The organism is Staphylococcus sp. 11-B-312, assembly GCF_016743055.1.
GTDB classification, from domain to species: domain Bacteria; phylum Bacillota; class Bacilli; order Staphylococcales; family Staphylococcaceae; genus Staphylococcus; species Staphylococcus ureilyticus.
Genome location: NZ_CP068241.1, coordinates 715,103 through 737,211, shown reverse-complemented (window position 1 = coordinate 737,211; position 22,109 = coordinate 715,103). Strand labels below are relative to the sequence as shown.

Genomic DNA, 22,109 nt, shown 5'->3' with positions numbered 1-22,109 from the left:
ATGAATATTATAATTAGTACAATCCTAACTTATCTTTTCCTAACTCATCTATCGTTAATCCTTCTTCAAAGAAGTCACGTTCTAAAATTGTTGATGCAATAATGATAATCGCATCAATGTTAGGTGTTGGCACATCAATTTCTCTTCCTAAACTTGACCAAAGCACTAAACCATATGCAATATCTTCTGTTAAATAACGATTTTTTACATGATTAGGTCCTTTAATTTGAGAAAATACAGGACTCGTATTAAACAAACGATTGAGTGGTTCATCTTCATCTTGTCTTTCTAGATAACCACGTTCAATTCGAGCTTCTTTTGCAGAAGATAACTCAAATCCTAATTTTCGCCCTAGTGTTAGTCTCTCTAACTCTACTGCATGTAATAAACGCACAGTATGTTTTGTGATTCCCTCTTCATACAACGCAAATTCATCAGCATAATCTATTCTTCCTACATTTAATAATGTTGGTCCTGGATGAACTTCAGGATTACCATTTTCTAAATTTGTTTTCCATAAGCTTTCTTCTTTTACAATATGAGGATATAACTGCTCAATTGTATCAAAGCTATCACTTAACTCTTCTTTATCATATGTTGAAAAATGTACTTTTCTAACATTTAAAGATAAATCGACACGTGCTGCTTCAAAATCGACACGCGTACCATAAGTTAATGTATTTACTTCTGCAAACTTAGGCATTACATCAATATGCATATCTTCTAACACATTCATAAAACGTATTGATCCCATTGCAGCAGCAATATTAAAGAAAATTAACTGATTCGCTTTGATAAATGGCGCCATTGTGTGCGCATAATGTTCAATAAATGATGATGGTATCACAACTTGTATAACATCAGCACCTTCAAGCACGTATTCCATATCATCACTTATGTCAGTAAATTTTACGAAGGTTTCTTCACCTTCATTATTAAATGTAAATCCACCTTGTTCAATGGCTTTGTCAAATTTATCTATAGACTGATTTCTACAATATAACTTGACTTCATGTCCTTTATTAACCATATCAAGTGCTGCAGTAACAGCACCATTACCTGATCCTACAATAGCTATCTTCATAAACACCCTTCTTTCTTTAAACATTGAATTTTTTCGTATTAAACATTACTCTCATGTATAACCTATTAAGAAAAATGATAAACACTGGTATACAACCTATCTAATTTTCTCAATTTAAAGGTACTTAAGTGCATTTCTATATTTTAACAATATCGCCACTTTGTAAACAGGCTTTTTATAAAATTTTTCAAATAATGTACAACTCATTTTGGGTTTTGTTATAGTAATAGTAAATTAAAAGGAGGAATAATAATGACTGAAGATTACGCAAATCGTGAAGTATTAAATCAAGAACCTAATAGTGATGCAAGATTGATGGCTACATTAATTTATGTACTTAGTTTTTTCACTACATTTTTAGCGCCACTAGTCATTTGGCTTATTAAACGTGAAGATTCTGCATTTGTTGATAGAGCTGGTAAAAACTATTTTAATTTTCTAATTTCATATGTTATCTGGCTAACCGTTTCAACTATTTTGATGTTTATTCTCATAGGCTTTATTTTATTTCCTATTTTCGCAATTTTAAATTTTATTTTTACAATAGTAGCAGCCGTAAAAGCATATAATGGCGAAGATTATTTACCTCCGTTATCTATTAGATTTTTCAAATAATTTATATCAAAATTTTGTGATTCTTTACACCTTCTGTAATATACAAATTTAGTATATGTGTTGATAATCGTGTTAAACCTTATACTTGTGCAATTTATACTATATTACAACAATATTTGCTTTTGTAACCTCACGTGTTGTTTATTACAACAATATGTGAGGTCTTTTTAATTGTTTTACAAATACGTAACATTCCACACAAAGTGATAATCTTCTGTTATTGTATAAATTGTCGTTGAAACTAACGCAGTTATTATAAAAATAAATTTTATTAAAATAATAGATGAATTAAATTTTGGGAGGACTTTTTTATTATGAAAAAAATAGTAACAGCAACAACATTAACAGCAGGTATCGGCGCAGCAATTGTAGGTTTAGATCACGGAAATGAAGCAAACGCAGCTGAACAATCTACTCAAGCTAACCAAAACACTACTCAAGCTACATCAGGATCAAGTGCAAACTTGTACACTGCTGGACAATGTACATGGTATGTATTTGATAAAACAGGTGGTCAAATCGGCTCTACATGGGGAAATGCAAATAATTGGGCATCTGCAGCATCTTCAGCAGGATATACAGTTAATAATTCTCCAGAAGCAGGTTCTATCTTACAATCTAGTGAAGGTAGCATGGGCCATGTAGCATATGTTGAAAATGTAAACAGTGATGGTTCGGTTAATGTTTCTGAAATGAACTATAATGGTGGACCATTCTCAGTAAGTGAACGTACAATTTCAGCTGGTGAAGCTAGTTCATATAACTATATTCACTTAAACTAATATTGTCATTAAGTCATCACGATTGGGAGTCATACAAAACATAAGGTCTTATACTTATTTCATGATTTTATGCGTATGATAAATACAGTTATTTATATTAAAAATGTCAATAACAATCTGTTTTTAATAACAAGTAGTAACTTATATAAGCGTCTGGGACATAAATCCCCATTCTTAAAATAAGAGGACCAATCCTTAATATGGATTGGTCCTCTTTATATTTAAAATTTTACGATTTTGACTGTGCGTAGTTGACTAGGGGGATTGTGCGAGCCTGTCGTCTCTCACTCATACGGATTCCCACGGGCGTTAGTACATAACAAAATCGATACAACTTATATTTTGTCATTCAAAAAATAAGATTTATACGTATCATTTAATAGCCACTATTAAATTAACGAGCGATATATGTATAAGATTATAACTTGACTCTACAAACACTACCAATGGAAACTTCAGTTCATTTTCTCACAAATGATATGCCACGACATATTAATGAATGAAACCGATAAAACAATCCCTGAAAATGTATTCGATGCATTTAAACATCTTGTGGTGCAATATCATACTAACAAGAGATTAAAAATCACTATATATATGTACACATAATATCATTCTCTAGTCGTAAAATAGAAAAATTGCTTAATGATCGTAGCTGAATGATGTGACTCTCACAAAATCAACCGCCTTTTTATAAACCAATAAATCATTTTAGAGTAAATCCTAAAACAATTGTCCTATTATAATCATTATTTCTTTATATTAATGGTATTTAATAAAAGAAAAGTAACGACTCAATGAGCTAATTATAACTAAAACCATATTTAAAAAGGCAATTTCTATATGATTTCAATAAAAATTGACTTTTCACTTGTCAAAGTACTGTATATACCAGACCCTTTTATATTGAATTAACGCTTACATATTGCAGGCTAATTAAAAGTTTGAGAAAATAGTAGCGTTTCATGTAAAAAGGAGGTTAAAGCAAATGCAGTGGTTTAAAGTTATCTTGGCAGGGATTATAGAAATATTATGGGTTACTGGGTTAAACTCTGCTGACTCATTTTTGAGTTGGACCGGTACGATTATTATCTTAATTTTGAGTTTCTATTTAGTCATTTCAGCTTGTAAGTCATTACCTGTTGGTACTGTTTATGCTGTATTTGTAGGTATTGGTGCTATTGGAACAGTACTGGTTGATATGATAATTTTCGGTGATCATTTTAACATTATGAAAATAGCATTAGTTATCTTACTTGTTATAGGAATTATCGGTCTTAAATTAACTACAGAGGAGGCTGAACAATAATGGCATGGATGATACTATTTATGGCAGGTTTATTAGAAGTTGTTGGTGTCATTATTCTAAATGAAATTGCTCGTACTAAAAAGAAACTGTTCGTAGTGCTTTTAGCAGTTGCCTTTATTTGTAGTTTTAGCACACTTAAACTAGCAATGACAATGGGCATACCTATGGGAACGGCTTATGCAGTATGGAGCGGTATAGGTACAGGTGGAGGCACGCTAGCTGGCATGCTTATCTATAAAGAATCTAAAAATATCAAGCGTATTTTCTTTATTGTTGTCATTGTTTTAGCAATTGTTGGTTTGAAAATCGTTGGTTAACGTAACTTTTAAATTTAGTACAGTATCTACTAAAATAAAATGCTTATATAACGCTACAATGATAATCACAAGTGATATTTACTTTGTTTGAATTGAGAGCAATGTAAAAGTTTGTTTACTTATATGAAATTTACTATACTTTAAGTAAAGGAAGTGATTATATATGGTAAAAGTATTTATTGCAGGCCCAATACCAGAAGTAGGGTATAACTTGCTAAAAGAACAAGGTTATGAAGTTGATATGTATGAAGGTAAAGGAATTATTGATAAAGAAACATTGATTCAAGGTGTTAAAGATGCCGACGCTTTAATCAGTCTTCTATCTACTAATGTTGATAAAGATGTGATTGATGCAGGCTCAAACTTAAAAATCATCACAAACTATGGTGCTGGTTTCAATAATGTAGACATTAAACATGCACGTCAAAAGCAAATTGATGTAACCAATACACCAAAAGCATCAACAAACTCTACTGCCGAATTAACTTTCGCACTTGTATTGGCAGTTGCAAGACGCATCCCTGAAGGCGATAAATTATGTCGTACAACTGGATTTGACGGATGGGCACCATTATTCTTCCGTGGTAGAGAAGTTTCTGGTAAAACAATAGGTATTATTGGTTTAGGAGAAATTGGAAGTGCAGTGGCAAAACGTGCCAAAGCATTTGATATGAATGTACTATACACAGGTCCTCATCAAAAAGTTGATAAAGAACGTGAAATTGGTGCTAAATATGTTGATTTTGACACACTCATACAGCACTCAGATTTCATTACAATTAATGCTGCATATAATCCAGATTTACACCATCTCTTTGACACAGAACAATTCAAGTCAATGAAACCAACAAGTTATCTTATTAATGCAGCTCGAGGCCCTATCGTAAATGAAGCCTCTCTAGTAGAAGCATTAAAAAATAAAGACATCGAAGGTGCAGCATTAGATGTGTTTGAATTTGAACCTGAAATTAATGGTGAACTGAAATCATTAGAGAATGTTGTCATTACGCCACACATTGGTAATGCTACGTTTGAATCACGTGATATGATGTCAAAAATTGTAGCAAATGACACAATAAGTAAACTTAATGGTGATGAACCTAAATTTGTCGTTAATTAATCATTGATAATTTAACAAAATAACAATGCAGCGACATCACTTATTTTTAACTCATGTTTAAACATCAATTTTTATTAAATCAAATATAAATTGCCCTATATCAATGGGATTAATATAAAAACACTTTCGTAGAATTCATTTAAAATGAACAGTACGAAAGTGTTTTTTCTATTAGCAAAGTTGATGATTCAATAAAAATTTAAAATATTTTTATGTTAGCGGATCGTTCTAGCTGACATAATCGAATCACTGAAAATAACAAACTAGATTATTACCTTAGAAAAGTTATCTAATAATAGTACATTTTGATATTAAAAAGCGTGTAAATATAATTTTTCCGAATTACATTTACACGTTTTGTGATGTTGAGGCTTTGGCCAATGTATATGTTTTACTTTGCTTTCGACTTATAAATAAATTTTGTCTGATTTGAAAGTAATCGATTAGGTAAAATTTTAGCAATTTTATTTCTCGCTTTCACGACGAATTTATTTGTTCTTTGAGCAGTTTTTCCTATTTTTCTAGAACGTTTCACTATTTTTTTTGTATGTTTTACACGCAATTTATTATAGCGTTCTAAGGCTAAATCAAAATCATATGATTGCATACAATTCGCTAAAACAATAGCATCTTCCATCGCTTGGCCAGCACCTTGCCCCATGTTTGGCGTCATTGCATGTGCAGCATCACCTAGAAGTACAACACGTTGATAAACAAACGATTTCAATGGGTTTAAATCATACATATCATGTAATAATATATCTGTTTCACTTTGCTTATCTAATATTTGTCTGACTTCATTAGGAAAATGATTAAATCTTGCCTGTAAATGTGGCTTCGCAAAAGCATGAACCTTAGAATCATGAGCTTTGGCAGAAATTGAAATAAACCAATAAGCTTGGTTATTTAATAATGGTACAATGCCCACTCTACCTTTTGTAGACCAAAACTCTTTAGCAACATTGTTATCTTTTAAATCAATATCATCAACTAAGCCTCTGAATACTGCGTATCCTTGATAAATTGGCTTACTATTTGGCACTATTGCTTGCCTTATGTTTGAATGGATACCATCAGCGCTGATACATAAATCAAATGATTGTGAAGTTTGCTCGGAAAATTGTAAGGTTACTTTCAAATCCCCATTTTCAATTCCTGTCACATTATGATTGGTGAAAATTGCGCTATCCGGTACATAAGATTTAATCACTTCTAATAAACTTTGACGTGACATCGTTAAATTAACTGTATTTTTTTTCAACTTAAGTTTTGATAATAGTTTGTCTTTATCATCTCGAACTTCCATCATATCGATGACTTGTCCAATGTTTTTAAGTCCTTTTGCCAAATCATGACCATTCAATTTCTCAATAACATTACCACCAATGCCAATACCAGCACCTAATTCAGATACTGTATTCTCTTTTTCAAATACACTTACATCATGACCTTGCTCTATTAATAAAGCTGCTGCAGTTAAACCACCTATACCTGCACCAACGATGGCTATTTTCATCTTTATTCACTCCAACTTTCCTTAATCTTTTAATATTATATTCACATTTGTATCATAACATAACAAAACTTAAATAAAGCTTGTAAAAATTGCGATTGCAATACTCTATAATCCAACTACAAGTAATAATCTTTGTTAATGTCATCTTTTTTAATGCCTAAATTTTTATAAAAATGTTTCATAAACCAAGCGATATTATCATCCCAATCCACATCGCTTGCATATTGATGTTCACCTGGTGTCTTAGGATTCCATCTCATTTGATAAAGTGAGATTTGTTTATTATCAAAGTAATTTTTTCTTACAAATTTGGCCCCACCCATAATTGCTTTTTCAGGTGATGTCCACGATTGTTTCTTTGCAAAACTACTACCAGTATGTACAGCATTTTCATCAAATGCACCTATACCAAAAAAATTATAATACCTTTCACCTTTATCTTTAATGCCTTTAGCTAATTCCGATTTACCATTACCTGTTTCAACTAAGGCATGACTCACTAAATATAAAACATTAACCTCATACTTATCTTGTGCTTCTAGAAAAGTTTTACCTTTCCCTTTTAATACACCTTTATTTTTTAAAATTTTATTTATTTCAGCTTCAGACATAGATACCTTTTCAGAAATATCCATATGGTTTAAATCATCTTGATCACTATTAACCTCCATTGCTTTTTTCACATCTGTAGTAGTAGCTTTAATGAATTTACCTTCCTGTTCTTTCATATTTAATGCGTCTGAACTTACTTGCTTATCTACCGCTTCATTAAAGGTATGTGTTCTTTGTTTTTCAAATAAAGATGTTTCATTTATTATTAATAAAATAGCAAATATAACAATAATTAATATTAATAATATCAACGGTATACGTTGCTTAACACGCTCGTTCATATTTTAAAATCTCCCTGCATTGCATTTTATTGAGTCAATGTGAAATAGGCAAAAATAATCGCAATAAGTACAATTATAAAGGAAACATTAATTGCAATACGCATGCCTTTTCGATTTCTAAACAATGTGTTGAAAATCACTAAGCTAATTGCCAATGAAACAACAAACATTGTAATCGCCATCGCAATATTTAAAGTGATTAAAAATATAATACCAATGACTAAAAATACATTTGAAATAATAGCCATGATTTTAATTAATTTCGGATTGATAAGACTCCACTCCTTGTAATCATATTCTAAGTAAATCATTCTGTTTATTGAAATTGTATCATATTTACTTAATTTTCAATATGTCATTTATCATAGCAAAAAAGCCCTCATGTGAATAAAAATTCACAATAAGGGCTTTTTTCATCAATATATACACTTCATTTTATGATCTAGACATGCCTCTGAGCATATTTAACATATAAGTTAAACTACGATTCATTTCGTCATCTCTCAGTACACTCATTAAGCCAGTGATAGATGTTTTTTGGTTTGGACTAGCTTGATTTGCAACACTTAATCCTTTATTTACTTTATTTAACATAATGCTCAAGTCATTGACATTCAAATCACCTAAAAGGAAAACAAGTGATGCCATATTTGTAATCAATCCTGTGTATTGTTCTTTGTTTAATTCAACTGCGAATTTATTAGCGATAACACCTCGACTATTGACCATACCTGATACTGCATCTAGTATCTTAGCATCGTCCAACGTGCTAATAATGTTAATAGCTTTCATGATACTATCTTTATTTGCTGCAATTGCATCTGTTACTTCTGCTAAACTTTCTTGTTTGATTTGTTCTTCAGACTTTTGCATGCGATTAATTTTCGTTATTCTCTCAGCCATTATTTATTCACCTGACTTCCTGGGAAAGTGTAATCATCACGTTTCCATTTGTCTTCAACACGTACGCTATATTGTGGTTGTCTTTGTTTATCTACTCGGAAGTTTGTAGGGTTTAATGGTGATTTTCCTCTACGTGTTTTAACTTCCATACGACAACTTGTACGCTTATAAGAAGGTGTGTCTGTATCTTTATCCACATCACTGTTCGTCAATAAGTTAATCGCACCTTGATCACCATTTATCATTGCATTGTTATTAAGTGGAATATAAATTTCTTTGCCTTTTACTCTATCAGTGACATGTGCAATTAGTTCAGCTTCACCACTATCTGAAATCAACTTAACTTCTGCCCCTTCATGAATATCTCTTTCTTGTGCTAGTTCTGGAGATACTTCTACGAATGGTTGAGGGACTTTATATGCAAGACCTGGTACTTTATAAGTCATGTTTCCTTCATGGAAATGCTCTAATAAACGACCGTTATTTACATGTAAATCATATTTTTCATTCACTTTAAAGAAATTATCGAAAGTTAAAGGATAGAAATTCGCTTTACCATCTTCAAAGTTAAATCCATCTAAATATAATGTTGGTTGATCCGTGCCATCTTCAGCCACAGGCCATTGTAAACTATTGTAACCATCTAATCTGTCATAGTTCACGCCCGAATATGATGGTGTCAGTTTAGCAATTTCGTCCATAATTTGACTTGGGTGCGTGTAATTCCAATCATAACCTAGTGTTCTAGCTACATCTTGAATAATGACCCAATCTGGTTTAGATTCGCCTTTAGGTTCAAGGGCTTGATATAAACGTTGGATACGGCGTTCAGTATTCGTAAATGTACCTGTTTTCTCTAGTGAAGGACATGCTGGTAAAACTACATCTGCATATGAAGCAGTGAAAGTGAAAAACTCATCTTGTACGACTAAAAAACCAACTTTTTCTAGTGCAGCTTGTACATAGTTGATATTTGAATCAACAATACCTGTATCTTCACCATATAAATACAATGCGTCAATTTCACCTGCGTGAATACCTTCCATCATTTGGTGATTATCTTTACCAGGAACACTCGGTAATGTTTCACCATATTCTCTTTCAAATTTTGCACGAATTTCATCGTCTGCTACTTTTTGGTAACCAGGGAATTGATCAGGCATGCTACCCATGTCACTACATCCTTGTACGTTGTTGTGACCACGAAGCGGATATGCACCAGTACCTGGTTTTCTATAATTGCCTGTTGCTAATAATAAGTTAGAAATTGCTGTAGACGTGTCACTACCAATATCTTGTTGTGTGACACCCATAGCCCACGCAATTGACACTGTTTCAGCATTAACCATTTGATGTGCAAAATCTATGAGTGCTTCTTTTGAAATACCTGTTGTATCTTCGGCAAATTCCATCGTAAATGGTGCTAAAGACTTATGATATTCATCGAAGCCATTTACCCATTCATCTACAAATGCTTTATCATGCAAGTCATTATCTATAATATATTTTGTCACCGCTGATAACCAAACTAAGTCAGTACCAGGTTTAGGTTGATAGAAGTTGTCAGCTCTTTCTGCCATTTCATGTTTACGAATATCAAAAACATTTAATGTGTTGTTATATAATTTATGTCCACGCTTAATGCGAGAAGCAATGACTGGATGTGCTTCAGCAGTATTTGTGCCTATTAAAACAACCATATCAGCAATTTCAAGATCGTTGATTGAACCTGAATCACCACCATGACCTACAGTTCTAAATAATCCCTTTGTCGCAGGTGCTTGACAGTAACGAGAACAGTTATCGACATTATTCGTACCAATTACTTGTCTCGCAAGCTTTTGCATTAAATATGATTCTTCATTAGTTGCTTTTGAAGAAGAAATAAATGCTAGACCATCAGATCCGTGAGAAGCTTTTACTCTATTAAAGTTTTCAGAAATTACTTGTAATGCTTCATCCCACTCTACTTCTTCGAATTGATTATTTTTACGTACTAATGGTTTAGTTAATCTTTCCTCTGAATCAATGTAATCCCAACCAAACTTACCTTTCACACAAGTTGCAATTTTGTTGGCTGGAGATTCGTGTTGAGGTTGAACTTTCAATACTTCTCTTCCTTTTGTCCATACGTCAAAGGAACAACCAACACCGCAATATGTACATACAGTCTTAGTTTTTTCGATGCGTTCTTCACGCATCGCCGCTTCAGAATCAGATACTGCAAATAGTGGGCCATAGCCTGGTTCTGCTTTTTTAGTTAAGTCAATCATCGCAGCAAGTGAACCTGGCTCTAAATCTGTCATATAGCCTGCGTTTCCTTCCATGTTTACTTCTAACATAGCGTTACAAGGACATACAGTTGCACATTGACCACAACCAACACATGATGAATCGTTAATTGTTGTATCATTATCCCAAATCACGCGTGGTTGTTGACGTTCCCAATCAATCGTTAAAGTTTCATTGACTTGGACGTCTTGACACACTTCTACACATCTTCCACAAAGAATACATTGGTCTGGGTCGTAACGATAGAAAGGTCCATAGTCTTTTTCATATGGTTTTTCCTTATATTCATATGTTTGATGTTCGAGACCCCACTGATCCATTGTATTATGAATCTCACAATCACCATTGTTATAATCACATACTGTACAATAAAGCATGTGTTTTTCTAAAATACGATCTAATGCTTCTTTTTGACTTGTTTGTACATTATCATTTTGTGTATTTACAATCATTGGTCTATCTATCGTCGTACTACAAGCACGTTGCATCACACCGTCTATTTCTACTGTACACGTATCACAAGTTTCAATTGGACCAAGCGATTCGTTATAACATATAGAAGGTACAAACGTATCTTGTGATTTAATAAATTGTAGTAAATTTGTGCCGGGTTCCACAAGATAATCTTTGCCATCTAATGTAATAATTAAATGTTCTTGCATATTATTCACCCCTATTAATTTTATAAAGCCCGTGTTTATGAATCAAAGATGTCTGACAACATTCCATCTTAAAAGCCCCACACTTTTTGGTAATGTTATTTATATTGTATATGTAAATCAATAAAATGTTAAGGCTTTCCACTGATTTTTAACTGTTTAATATAAGTTTTAATTTATAGTGTTAAATATTCTCTCTGAAAATTATTATTTTAGTGACAAAAATAAAATACACGCAACCAATACAGTGGTTGCGTGTATTTATTAAATTAGATACCTAAATTATTTTTTATATCGCTTTCTATTTCAGATAATGAACTTTGGCTAGGTACAAAATAATATAGACCATCATCTTGTATGCCACCTTGACCTTCTAATTGATGGCGGTGAACATTATCATTTGCATCTTTATAATTACCTCTAACTTTGTTCAACTCACCTAAAGTCAAATCAGTTTTTACATTATCTTCAACGTGATTCATCAACGAGTTAAAATGCGTAACTGAACTGATACTTGTCAATTTGTTGGCAAGACCTTGTATAACTAATTGTTGACGTTCTTGTCTACCAAAGTCGCCGCCAGCGCCTTCTTCTTTACGACTTCTTATAAACGCCATTGCTTCTTTTCCATCCATTCGAGACTTTTGTCCTTCATTAAATTGGAATCCATCATATGAGAAGGTAGCGTTACTAGTGACATCAATACCTCCAACAGTATCTATCATATCTTTCATTCCATCCATGTCTATCGTTGCATAGTGATCTATCGGCACATTCAATAATTTTTCTACTGATTTCACTGCCATGTCAGGACCACCATACGCGTATGCATGATTTATTTTTTCAGTTGTACCTTTACCTACGATATCTGCTTGAGTATCTCTAGGTATACTCACAATTTCAGTAGATTTCTTCTCTGGGTTGATAGACAACACCATAATCGTATCACTACGCTGTCCTCCGCCATTAGCAGCTCTTTTGGCATCTGAATCTACACCAAATAAAGCAATCGTAAATGGATCTCCATTATTAAGGTTGGCTTCTTTTTCCCTCAAAGATGACTTATCCCTATCCAATGGATTATGTATTGCACCACCGACAGAAAATATTTTAAAACCTAAATACACAACGGCTAAAATTGCTAAAATTAACAATAAACCCAAAAACCACAAAAATACTTTTGCGGGCAACCCCATTTTCTTTTTATTATATTCGTTAGAACGATTCACCTTTTTCATTCTCCATTCTATATTCGATTTTCTATTTCAATTAATTATAGATTATATAGTAAAATTATTTAATGAACATGGTGCTTAAGACCTATTGTTAAATAATTAATATTTTAAAATAATTATTTTTGATACCCAGATCCTGAATTTAGAATCGTCAACATTTCTTTATGACAAGCTTTGTTACTTATAATAAATGGTCCCGCTTTCGCAAAATCTAAAGTTGAATTATTTAACGTCGTCATTGTCAATCCCAATTCTTCAGCGAATAAAAACTGTGCAGCGATATCCCATGGTTTAGGATTTGTATTTACATGTGCGCCAAATTGTCCTAAAATTACGCGCACAGAATCTAAGCCACATGAACCAATGAAACGATATCCAAATGAAGCATCATTTAAATCATGAATCGTATCATCATTCATTACCAAAGTATTAAATGAAATAATCGCGTCTTCTAATTTTAGATCTTCTGGCTGTTGCAATAATTTACCATTCATATATGCGCCTTGGCCCTTGATAGCTTTATAAAGCTTGCCGTGTGGATAATCATAAATGTATGACAACGTAGGTTCACCATCCACAAAGTAGCCTAATATAATGCAATAATCTTCCTGTTGCTTAACTAAATTTGTAGTACCATCAATCGGATCCATGACCCATACATGACCCTTTTTTGCTTGAATACCTTCATTCGATTTTTCTTCCGCAAAAAGTTGGTGATTTGGAAAATGTTGCTGTAAAAATTGCTCAAAATTTTGTTGAATAGATTTATCTACATTAGTCACTAAATCAAATCGATTTTTTTTCGTTGAAGTAACCATTTGTTTTATTAATTGTGGGATAATATCATCTAATGTTGTTAACCAATCTCTAACTAAATTATCTATATCTAATAATGTTTCTTTATTCATTTGCGACCTCCTCTTTAAGCGAATCACTAAATTTTTTCATTTTAATTATTTCATATGTATAATTTGTTTTATTTTATCATATAAATATAATTACGGTAACAAACTATTCGATTCACTATCGTCCGATAAATGATTTCATTATTCTATACCGATAAGTATGATATTCAATAAAATGATAAGAGGCTGAGACAATTTAATTGCCCCAGCCTCTTATAGAAAGGAAAGTAAGTAATAAATATTGAAGATGTTTGCTTAGTAACTCGTACGAAAAAGATGTTAACAAAACTATATGTAATAGCCTACCCCTTTGTCATCTTTTCGCTACCCCCTTGTTACTAATTATTATACTAACATAAACAACTAAAAAATGTAAGCGTTTTCTATAACTTTTTTTAAAACTTTATAAATGTCGTCATTGTCACTTTTATGCTATAATGAATGTAATATGTAATCATTTGGGAGGTGACTTTCTAATGAATAAACGCGAAAGGCAAAATAAATTGGTACAAGCCATACAACAAAATAAGCAAATTACCGCTTCAGAACTCGCGACAGACTTAAATGTATCGAAACGTACAATTTTAAGAGATATTCAAGATTTAGAAGATCAGGGAGTAAAAATTCTAGCAAAACATGGGAAATTAGGTGGTTATCAACTCCAAGAGACGCCAAATAGTTATGAGCTCGAATTAACTGATAAGCAACTCACCGCTTTATTCTTAGTATTGAATGAAAGTCAATCATATACTACACTTCCATATAAAGAAGAGATAAACGCAATTATTAAAAAATGTTTAAATTTACCTTATACGAAAATGAGACGGGCGCTTAAAAAGCTAGACCGATATATTAAATTCAATCAACAAACACATGTTGACTTGCCGCCCATTTTTTCAGAAGTCTTAATCTATTGTACCGAAAGAAATGTGATGGCTATGGAGTATAATAAAAATAATGAGATTATGACTGAAAATGTAATTTTTATAGGCTTATTATGTACAGACGGATTATGGAAAGCAGTTATTTTTGAAATTGGTCTCGGTAAAACTAATGAAATACCTATTGTTGATATCCATGATATTTCATATTCATTTGAGAAAAAAATAAAAACACAAGATATTACTATCAATAACTATCAACAATTTTTAAATCCCACTGAGTCCTAAAAAACTCAGTGGGATTTTTTCAACCTTGTCCATTATGTATATAACGTAATTAGCGTAAAAACAAATGAGATTAAATTATTGAGCATATGAATACTTACACTTGCAATGAGTTTAAAACCTGATTTGATGTATGCATAGACCATAGCAATCGCTAAAATTAAATAACTTCCTATTTCTAATGGAGATTCCGCTCCAATCACATGCATTAGTGAAAATAGAATGGCTGAAATAACCCCCATAACAATAGCATTAAATTTCTTCCCTAATTCACCTATCAGTAAATGTCTAAAAAATATTTCCTCCACTAATGGTGCACCAATTACAATTAACAAAAATGTAAACGGTAAAAATGACGGCTGATCAAATAAATTCATTAGTTCTAATTCATTTTGAGTTTCATTAAACCCAATACCATTGGGTAACATTTGCATCACCATGTTATAAATTCCACTACAAACCATCATAACAATCGTCACGATGATAAGAAATAAATAATGCTGCTTTATAAATGCTATATTTCTCTTCAAATTTATTTTAAAATCCTTGGTATGTAAAAAATAAAAGCTAAACACAGTAACTACGTATGATAGCAGTTGTACAACCACACTTATTTTGATCACTATTTTTTCTGTTAAATGATCTACAAAAACAAAACTAAATAAAATACCAATCACTGTAAAAACAATCATACTTACAATTAAAATCGCAATAAGGAAAAAGTCTTTCCATACAATATCTTTAAAACGATATTTTGTTTTTTCCATTTTTTAATAGCCCCTTTAAGTTCATTTTTAATTTTATAGTGTATATCCTACCATGCTTAACAAAATCAGAAAATCATATTCATCATTTTAAATTTTTTTAAGAAAGGATGCATTTTATGTATAATTTAGAATTTCATCAACTCGCTCAACGCATTAACCAACTATTAAACTTAATTGAAACTTATAAGTTTGCTATCGTTACTCAAAATAAAAAGAAAGCACAGTACAAACAAGATATCCAACAGTTTATTAAAGACGAACTTATCGTGTTTTCAGACATCAGCTTACAACGATTTTCTTTGCCCCATTATAATTATTACCAATTCCTTTTAACCCATGACACCAACCCCATTGAAGAACTCACTATTGGAAATACAATTAAGTACCTCGATACCTTACAAAATCAATTATTGGAAACACAAAAGTTATTACAAGCGTTTTTGTAATAATATTTCAAAATGACATTTTTTTAAAATTAAAATTGTAATACTTTTTCATGTGTTGTAAAATGAAATCGATTACAGCAATATAGGAGTGATAACAATGCATGGCTTTTCTATTTATTTAGGACAACCCATTGATAAATCATATATTAGACGAATGATTGCTTTGGGATATACGACCATTTTCACATCTGTACAAATTCCAGAGGAAGACGAAACATCTAAATATCGCTATTTGGGAGAACTTTTAAATTATTTATCAGACGAACAACTTACGTATATGATTGATATCAATCCTTCATTGCTGGATCAATCTTTTTATGAATTCTTGCAATCATATCATCATGCGCAATTTATGATTCGTATTGATCACAGTACTTCTATAGAAATTATTAATGACATTATCCAACATGGTTTTCACTGTTGCTTAAATGCCAGCATACTTTCTGAATCACTACTTCAACAGCTTTATGAAAAACTAGATGATTTTACACACTTATGCTATTGCCATAACTATTATCCACGGCCAGATACAGGTCTAACAACTGAATTTGTTCATATTCAAAACTCACTAATTTTAAAGTATAATCCAAACGCAACGATCTTCGGTTTTATTCCAGGCACTACAAAACGTGGCCCCCTTTTTAAAGGTTTACCAACCATAGAATCAACGAGAGCACAACACCCTATTGAAAGTGCACAGCTATTATTAGATCATCTGACAACACAAATTTTGATTGGTGATACTAAAATTAGCGCACCACTAGACGAACAATTAATGAATGTATTATGCCATAGAACTTTCACACTCACAATTGATTTATTAGATATTCAAGCAACTAAGATATTACAGCAACCTCACACTGTACGACCAGACAACCCGCAAGATGTAATTCGCTCACAAGAAGCTAGACACTATTGTACAAGTGAAATTAATGCTTATAATACAACAGTTCGAAACACTGGTACAGTTACCATCGATAATAAACTGAACGGACGTTATCAAGGAGAATTACAACTTTTGAAAACTGACTTACCAGCGCATCCTCACGTTAATGTTATAGGTGAAATTTGTGAAGCTGAGCGCAGATTGATTCGTTGTATGAAGCCCAATGATACATTTAAATTTATTATAAAAACAAGGGAGTAGAAATTTATGAGTGATTTAACTACTGAATCTAGAAATAAAGCGACAATGCATTTAGATGAGATGTCTATAACAGAAATTCTTAAAACAATGAATGATGAAGATCAAAAAGTCCCACAACAAATTAGAAAAGTCATACCAGACTTGACTAAAGTCATAGAAATCACTACAAAACAATTTAGAGCTGGTGGTCGAATTATTTATATCGGTGCTGGAACAAGTGGAAGGTTGGGGGTGCTTGATGCTGCTGAATGTGTGCCCACATTCAATACGTCTCCAGATGAAGTCATTGGATTAATTGCAGGAGGACAAAGAGCCATGACTGTTGCTGTTGAAGGTGCTGAAGATAGTTCCTCCTTGGCTGAAGAAGATTTACATCATATTCACCTTAATGAAAAAGACGTTTTAATCGGTATTGCTGCTAGTGGTAATACACCTTATGTTATCGGCGGATTAAAGTATGCGAATCACATTGGTGCACATACTGTTTCAATTTCATGCAATTCAAACACTAAAATAAGTAGCATAGCTAAAAATGCAATTGAAGTTAATGTGGGTCCTGAAGTCTTAACAGGTTCTACAAGATTAAAATCTGGAACAGCTCAGAAATTAATGCTTAATATGATTTCAACAATCACAATGGTTGGCGCCGGTAAAGTTTATGATAACCTCATGGTTGATGTAAAAGCTACAAATCAAAAATTAATTGACCGTTCCATACGCATTATACAAGATATCTGCGACATTTCTTATCAACAATCTGAAAAACTATATCATGCTGCAGATCATAACCTTAAAGTTGCTATCGTTATGCATATGTGTGATACATCAAAAGCAGATGCACAACAGCGTTTAGAAAAAAATAATCACATCGTTAAGCAAGCAATCAAAAATTAAACCAAATACTTAAAATAATTTATGTATATAGGAGGGTTTTATGATGTCTAAAGAACAAAAACTTGCAGAAAGTATTGTAAATGCAGTTGGCGGTTTAGAGAACATGGAAAATGTTATAAATTGCATGACGCGTGTAAGAATTAAGGTGCACGATGAAAATAAAGTTAACTATGATAAATTAAAATCGACAGAAGGTGTAATGGGCGTTGTCAAAGACGACCGTGTACAAGTAGTCGTTGGACCTGGCACAGTTAATAAGGTAGCTGCTCATATATCTGAAATGAGTGGTGTGCGTTTAGGTGAAACCATCCCTCACCAAACTAAAGATTATAAAGCAGAAACTGAAGCAAGAGCCAAAGAAAACAAAGCCGCTTTTCAAAGTAAACAAAAACGTGGCAAATTCAATAAATTATTAAAAACAATCGCTAATATATTCATCCCATTGATTCCAGCATTTATTGGTGCAGGTTTAATCGGTGGTATTGCTGCAGTTTTAAGCAACTTACTAGCTGCAGAGGTCATATCTGGCTCATGGATTACGCAACTTGTTACTGTTTTTAACGTAATTAAAGATGGTATGTTAGCATATTTAGCCATTTTCACTGGTATCAATGCTGCTAAAGAATTTGGTGCGACACCAGGTTTAGGTGGTGTTATTGGAGGAACGACATTACTAACAGGTTTAACAGAAGAAAATATGATCACTAATATTTTTACAGGCGAACCTTTACAAGCAGGACAAGGTGGTATTATCGGTGTTATCTTTGCTGTTTGGTTATTGAGTCTCGTAGAAAAGAGATTACATAAAATTGTACCAAATGCCATTGATATTATCGTAACACCCACGATTACTTTGTTTGTTATCGGATTATCAACAATCTTTATCATTATGCCTTTAGCTGGTTTTGTTTCTGACGGTTTAGTATCCGTAGTGAATGGTGTTATTAATATTGGTGGCGTCTTTAGTGGCTTTATTATTGGTGCTTTCTTCCTACCATTAGTTATGTTAGGATTACATCATATATTTACGCCTATTCATATTGAGATGATCAATCAATCTGGTGCTACTTACTTACTACCAATTGCTGCTATGGCAGGTGCAGGACAAGTTGGTGCCGCATTAGCGCTTTGGGTAAGATGTAAGAAAAATACTACTTTGAGAAATGCAATTAAAGGTGCACTGCCTGTCGGTTTCCTTGGTATTGGCGAGCCCTTGATTTATGGGGTCACGTTACCTCTTGGTAGACCATTCTTTACCGCATGTATTGGTGGCGGTATTGGCGGTGCAGTGGTTGGTGGTATTGGACACATCGGTGCTACCGCTATTGGACCGAGTGGTATTTCATTGTTACCTTTGATTTCAGATCATATGTACTTAGGATACATTGCAGGATTAATCGCTGCTTACATCGGTGGTTTCCTCTTCACCTTCTTTTTAGGTACAACAAAATCAATGAGAGAATCTGATAACTTAGGTGGTTAAACTATGACCAACGTACTTTATAAAATTGATAATATATATGAAACTTTTACAAAAAGTGAAAAAAAAATTGCTGATTTTATTTTAAACGAACCTCATCGTATCATTAATATGTCTGTCCAAGACCTTTCAAATGAAATTAATACAAGTACAGCATCCATTGTACGTTTTAGCAAGAAAATAACAGAAAAAGGGTTTCAAGAACTTAAAATTACAATTTCACGTTATTTGCCTGAAGATGCAATCAACAATAATCATATGGAATTAATTGATAATGAATCCGTCGATATTATCAAGTCTAAAATGTTAGCCCGAGCAACAGATACAATGAGTTGTGTTGCTTCACAAATTGAACAACATCACATCGATGACATCTGTGACACATTAAAACATGCGCGTACCATATTTTTATTTGGTTATGGGGCATCACTCGTTATTGTTACAGATTTATATCAAAAATTATCTCGGATTGGTTTAAATGTGCGCTTAATACAAGAAACGCATTTATTAATGACTACCATGGCTACTCATGATGAACAAGATTGTATTATTTTTGTAACCAACCAAGGTAGTCATAGTGAAATGCAATCTATGGCAAAAGTTGCAACTGACTATAATATACCTATCATCACGATTTCAAGCTCGAACAATAATCCTGTAGCTAAAATTTCTGATTATACTTTAATTTATGGTCAAACTGATGAGAATGAACTACGCATGGCCGCAACAACATCATTGTTTGCACAACTTTTTACGGTAGATATTCTTTATTATCGATTTATTGCTTTAAATTATCAACGTTCGTTAGACTCAATCACACAGTCTAAAATGGCACTTGATAATTATCGTAAACATTTGTCTAAAATCCAGTTTAAACACTAAATCATTGCTGCCATCACTTTTTAAATAACATCATAAACGAGAACGACATAGAAATCGCATTTTGATAAAGGATTTCTATGTCGTTCTCGTTTTTAATCTATCGCTAACACTATTTATTTGTTAGTTGTTTACTTTACATCATTTTGAAAAAAGTCGAAAATATTTTTGGCATTATCAGTATTATCAATATTTCCTTTAAATTTATCACTACCAGGGCCATATGCATAAGTATTTACATCTTCTCCTGTATGACCATTAGTAGTCCAACCAGTATTTGATTTGTCATTAATTGGTTTTTGTACAGCATCTTGAACCTTTTGTAATTGACTTTCATATGCTTTTTCATCTTTTTTAAGATCTTTAAGTTTTTTAGCTTCATCTTTTATTTTATTCATTTGATCTTCTGAGACTTCAAAACCGTAACCATCTTTAATGACTTTCTCCACATTTTTGCCTTTGCTAATTTCTTCAGTCATATATTTACCTGAATGTTTCATTTGGTGAATGGCATCTGGGTTCCAAACGTAATCTTTACCTTTCGCAATAGACATACCACCTGTAGAATGATCTGCAGTAGCTACCACAAGTGTATCTGGATTTTCTTTTGCATAATTCATAGCATATTCAAATGATTTTTCAAATCCAGACATTTCTGACATTACCCCAGTTACATCATTTGGATGCCCTGATTTATCTATAGAAGCGCCCTCAACCATTAAAAAGAATCCTTTGTCGTTTTGTTTTAATTTATTTACGGCACTATCAGTCATATCCACTAATTTTGGATTTTTGTCTGGTGCGTCTATCTGTAATGGCATATCATTATCTGCAAATAATCCTAATACTTGTTTACTTTTGGAATTTTGTAGTTCATTTTTATTTGTAACCACATCGTAACCATCTTTTTTAAATTTGTTTTTTAAATTGCCATTGTCTTTGCCAAAATACTCAGCACCACCACCTAGTAGTACATCGACTTTATGCTTGCCATTAATTTTATCATTGTAAAATTGTTTAGCAATTTCATCCTTTTTATCACGATCATCAACGTGTGATGCGTATGCAGCAGGCGTGGCATCTGTAATTTCAGCCGTAGATACGAGACCAGTTGATTTACCATTTTCTTTAGCTTGTTCTAATACTGTTTTAACATTATTTTTATTAGCATCGACGCCTATAGCTCCATTATACGTTTTTTGTCCTGAACTAAATGCGGTTGCACCAGCTGCTGAATCAGTAACATTTTCTTTTGGATCATTAGGGTTTGTACGTTGACTCCCTATTAGATATTTATCAAAAGCGGTCTGATCCATTTCTTTAGTATCTGGATTATCTGCAAAATAACGATAAGCAGAATTATACGAAGGTCCCATACCGTCACCGACTAAAAAGATAACGTTTTTAGGATTTTTTGTATTACCCATATAAGCTACATCAGCATTCTGATTTGAATCTTTAGACTCATCTTTTTTCCCTGCAGCATAAGTCCCTTGTACACTCCCTAATGATGAACCGGCAATGATTGTCCCTGCAATCGTAGCAGTAGCTAGTTTATTAAGTATTTTCATATAATAACTCCTTTAGATATGTATTATGACCTCAACTTTATTCTAAAGCACGAGTTTTGAGTGAGTATTTTTATATTGTTAAATTTTTGTAAAAGCATTTATGTAAGTGTACCAACGTAATGACGGATA

The 22,109-nt window shown here is 32.5% G+C and carries 21 protein-coding genes; 11 read left to right on the top strand and 10 right to left on the bottom strand.

Going from position 1 to position 22,109, the window contains the following annotated elements:
- Positions 1 to 13: 13 nt before the first annotated feature.
- Positions 14 to 1,084 carry an NAD/NADP-dependent octopine/nopaline dehydrogenase family protein gene (locus JG554_RS03225; protein ID WP_064209363.1) on the bottom strand — a complete coding sequence of 357 codons (1,071 nt, stop codon included), beginning with the start codon at positions 1,082 to 1,084 and terminating at the stop codon, positions 14 to 16.
- Positions 1,085 to 1,336: 252 nt separating this feature from the next.
- On the opposite strand from JG554_RS03225, the gene JG554_RS03220 reads away from it, so the two are divergent.
- From JG554_RS03220 to JG554_RS03200, 5 genes are all read left to right on the top strand, one after another.
- The gene (locus tag JG554_RS03220) at positions 1,337 to 1,699 is read left to right on the top strand and encodes a DUF4870 domain-containing protein (RefSeq protein ID WP_046208472.1); all 363 of its coding nucleotides are present in this window, start codon (positions 1,337 to 1,339) and stop codon (positions 1,697 to 1,699) included.
- Positions 1,700 to 2,013: 314 nt separating this feature from the next.
- Positions 2,014 to 2,481 (top strand): CHAP domain-containing protein, encoded by a 468-nt coding sequence (locus JG554_RS03215; protein ID WP_046208473.1) that lies wholly within the window; start codon positions 2,014 to 2,016, stop codon positions 2,479 to 2,481.
- Between the two features lie 988 nt (positions 2,482 to 3,469).
- Entirely contained in the window at positions 3,470 to 3,790 is a 321-nt protein-coding gene (locus tag JG554_RS03210) for a DMT family transporter (RefSeq protein WP_046208474.1), read from the top strand.
- Positions 3,790 to 4,107: a DMT family transporter gene (locus JG554_RS03205; protein ID WP_070037599.1), complete on the top strand. Its 318-nt coding sequence runs from the start codon at positions 3,790 to 3,792 to the stop codon at positions 4,105 to 4,107. The genes JG554_RS03210 and JG554_RS03205 overlap by 1 nt, the downstream gene beginning before the upstream one ends.
- Before the next feature lie 163 nt (positions 4,108 to 4,270).
- Entirely contained in the window at positions 4,271 to 5,227 is a 957-nt protein-coding gene (locus JG554_RS03200) for a 2-hydroxyacid dehydrogenase family protein (RefSeq protein ID WP_070037596.1), read from the top strand.
- A 391-nt stretch (positions 5,228 to 5,618) separates the two neighbouring features.
- Here JG554_RS03200 and JG554_RS03195 read toward each other — a convergent pair whose 3' ends face one another.
- From JG554_RS03195 to JG554_RS03165, 7 genes are all read right to left on the bottom strand, one after another.
- Entirely contained in the window at positions 5,619 to 6,743 is a 1,125-nt protein-coding gene (locus JG554_RS03195) for an FAD-dependent monooxygenase (RefSeq protein WP_070037592.1), read from the bottom strand.
- 116 nt (positions 6,744 to 6,859) lie between these two features.
- The gene (locus JG554_RS03190) at positions 6,860 to 7,636 is read right to left on the bottom strand and encodes an N-acetylglucosaminidase (protein ID WP_064209361.1); all 777 of its coding nucleotides are present in this window, start codon (positions 7,634 to 7,636) and stop codon (positions 6,860 to 6,862) included.
- Between the two features lie 26 nt (positions 7,637 to 7,662).
- A complete protein-coding gene (locus JG554_RS03185) occupies positions 7,663 to 7,947 on the bottom strand; it encodes a hypothetical protein (RefSeq protein ID WP_071560236.1) in 285 nt (94 codons plus the stop codon).
- 124 nt (positions 7,948 to 8,071) lie between these two features.
- Complete coding sequence (locus tag JG554_RS03180; protein ID WP_070037589.1) at positions 8,072 to 8,539, bottom strand: helical membrane plugin domain-containing protein; 468 nt, start codon at positions 8,537 to 8,539, stop codon at positions 8,072 to 8,074.
- Positions 8,539 to 11,493 (bottom strand): formate dehydrogenase subunit alpha, encoded by a 2,955-nt coding sequence (gene fdhF, locus JG554_RS03175; RefSeq protein WP_070037586.1) that lies wholly within the window; start codon positions 11,491 to 11,493, stop codon positions 8,539 to 8,541. Before fdhF ends, JG554_RS03180 begins: the two co-directional genes overlap by 1 nt.
- A 266-nt stretch (positions 11,494 to 11,759) precedes the next feature.
- Positions 11,760 to 12,728, bottom strand: coding sequence for an LCP family glycopolymer transferase (locus JG554_RS03170; RefSeq protein ID WP_438873882.1), 969 nt, complete (start codon positions 12,726 to 12,728; stop codon positions 11,760 to 11,762).
- 113 nt (positions 12,729 to 12,841) lie between these two features.
- Complete coding sequence (locus JG554_RS03165; protein ID WP_070037580.1) at positions 12,842 to 13,633, bottom strand: inositol monophosphatase family protein; 792 nt, start codon at positions 13,631 to 13,633, stop codon at positions 12,842 to 12,844.
- Between the two features lie 473 nt (positions 13,634 to 14,106).
- Here JG554_RS03165 and JG554_RS03160 point away from each other — a divergent pair, with 473 nt between their 5' ends.
- Positions 14,107 to 14,799, top strand: coding sequence for a helix-turn-helix transcriptional regulator (locus JG554_RS03160; protein WP_046208482.1), 693 nt, complete (start codon positions 14,107 to 14,109; stop codon positions 14,797 to 14,799).
- A 32-nt stretch (positions 14,800 to 14,831) separates the two neighbouring features.
- On the opposite strand, the gene JG554_RS03155 is transcribed toward JG554_RS03160, so the two are convergent.
- Positions 14,832 to 15,563 carry a CPBP family intramembrane glutamic endopeptidase gene (locus tag JG554_RS03155; RefSeq protein ID WP_070037577.1) on the bottom strand — a complete coding sequence of 244 codons (732 nt, stop codon included), beginning with the start codon at positions 15,561 to 15,563 and terminating at the stop codon, positions 14,832 to 14,834.
- A 116-nt stretch (positions 15,564 to 15,679) separates the two neighbouring features.
- On the opposite strand from JG554_RS03155, the gene JG554_RS03150 reads away from it, so the two are divergent.
- The 5 genes from JG554_RS03150 (at position 15,680) to JG554_RS03130 (ending at position 20,412) form a co-directional block, all read left to right on the top strand.
- Complete coding sequence (locus JG554_RS03150) at positions 15,680 to 16,009, top strand: hypothetical protein (protein ID WP_046208484.1); 330 nt, start codon at positions 15,680 to 15,682, stop codon at positions 16,007 to 16,009.
- Positions 16,010 to 16,106: 97 nt separating this feature from the next.
- Positions 16,107 to 17,156, top strand: coding sequence for a MupG family TIM beta-alpha barrel fold protein (locus tag JG554_RS03145; RefSeq protein WP_064209357.1), 1,050 nt, complete (start codon positions 16,107 to 16,109; stop codon positions 17,154 to 17,156).
- A 6-nt stretch (positions 17,157 to 17,162) separates the two neighbouring features.
- Positions 17,163 to 18,050, top strand: coding sequence for an N-acetylmuramic acid 6-phosphate etherase (murQ, locus tag JG554_RS03140; protein ID WP_070037574.1), 888 nt, complete (start codon positions 17,163 to 17,165; stop codon positions 18,048 to 18,050).
- A gap of 43 nt (positions 18,051 to 18,093) precedes the next feature.
- Complete coding sequence (locus JG554_RS03135; RefSeq protein WP_064209356.1) at positions 18,094 to 19,533, top strand: PTS transporter subunit EIIC; 1,440 nt, start codon at positions 18,094 to 18,096, stop codon at positions 19,531 to 19,533.
- A 3-nt stretch (positions 19,534 to 19,536) separates the two neighbouring features.
- Positions 19,537 to 20,412, top strand: coding sequence for a MurR/RpiR family transcriptional regulator (locus JG554_RS03130; protein WP_046208488.1), 876 nt, complete (start codon positions 19,537 to 19,539; stop codon positions 20,410 to 20,412).
- A 128-nt stretch (positions 20,413 to 20,540) separates the two neighbouring features.
- On the opposite strand, the gene JG554_RS03125 is transcribed toward JG554_RS03130, so the two are convergent.
- Entirely contained in the window at positions 20,541 to 21,980 is a 1,440-nt protein-coding gene (locus tag JG554_RS03125) for an alkaline phosphatase (RefSeq protein ID WP_046208489.1), read from the bottom strand.
- Positions 21,981 to 22,109 lie beyond the last annotated feature (129 nt).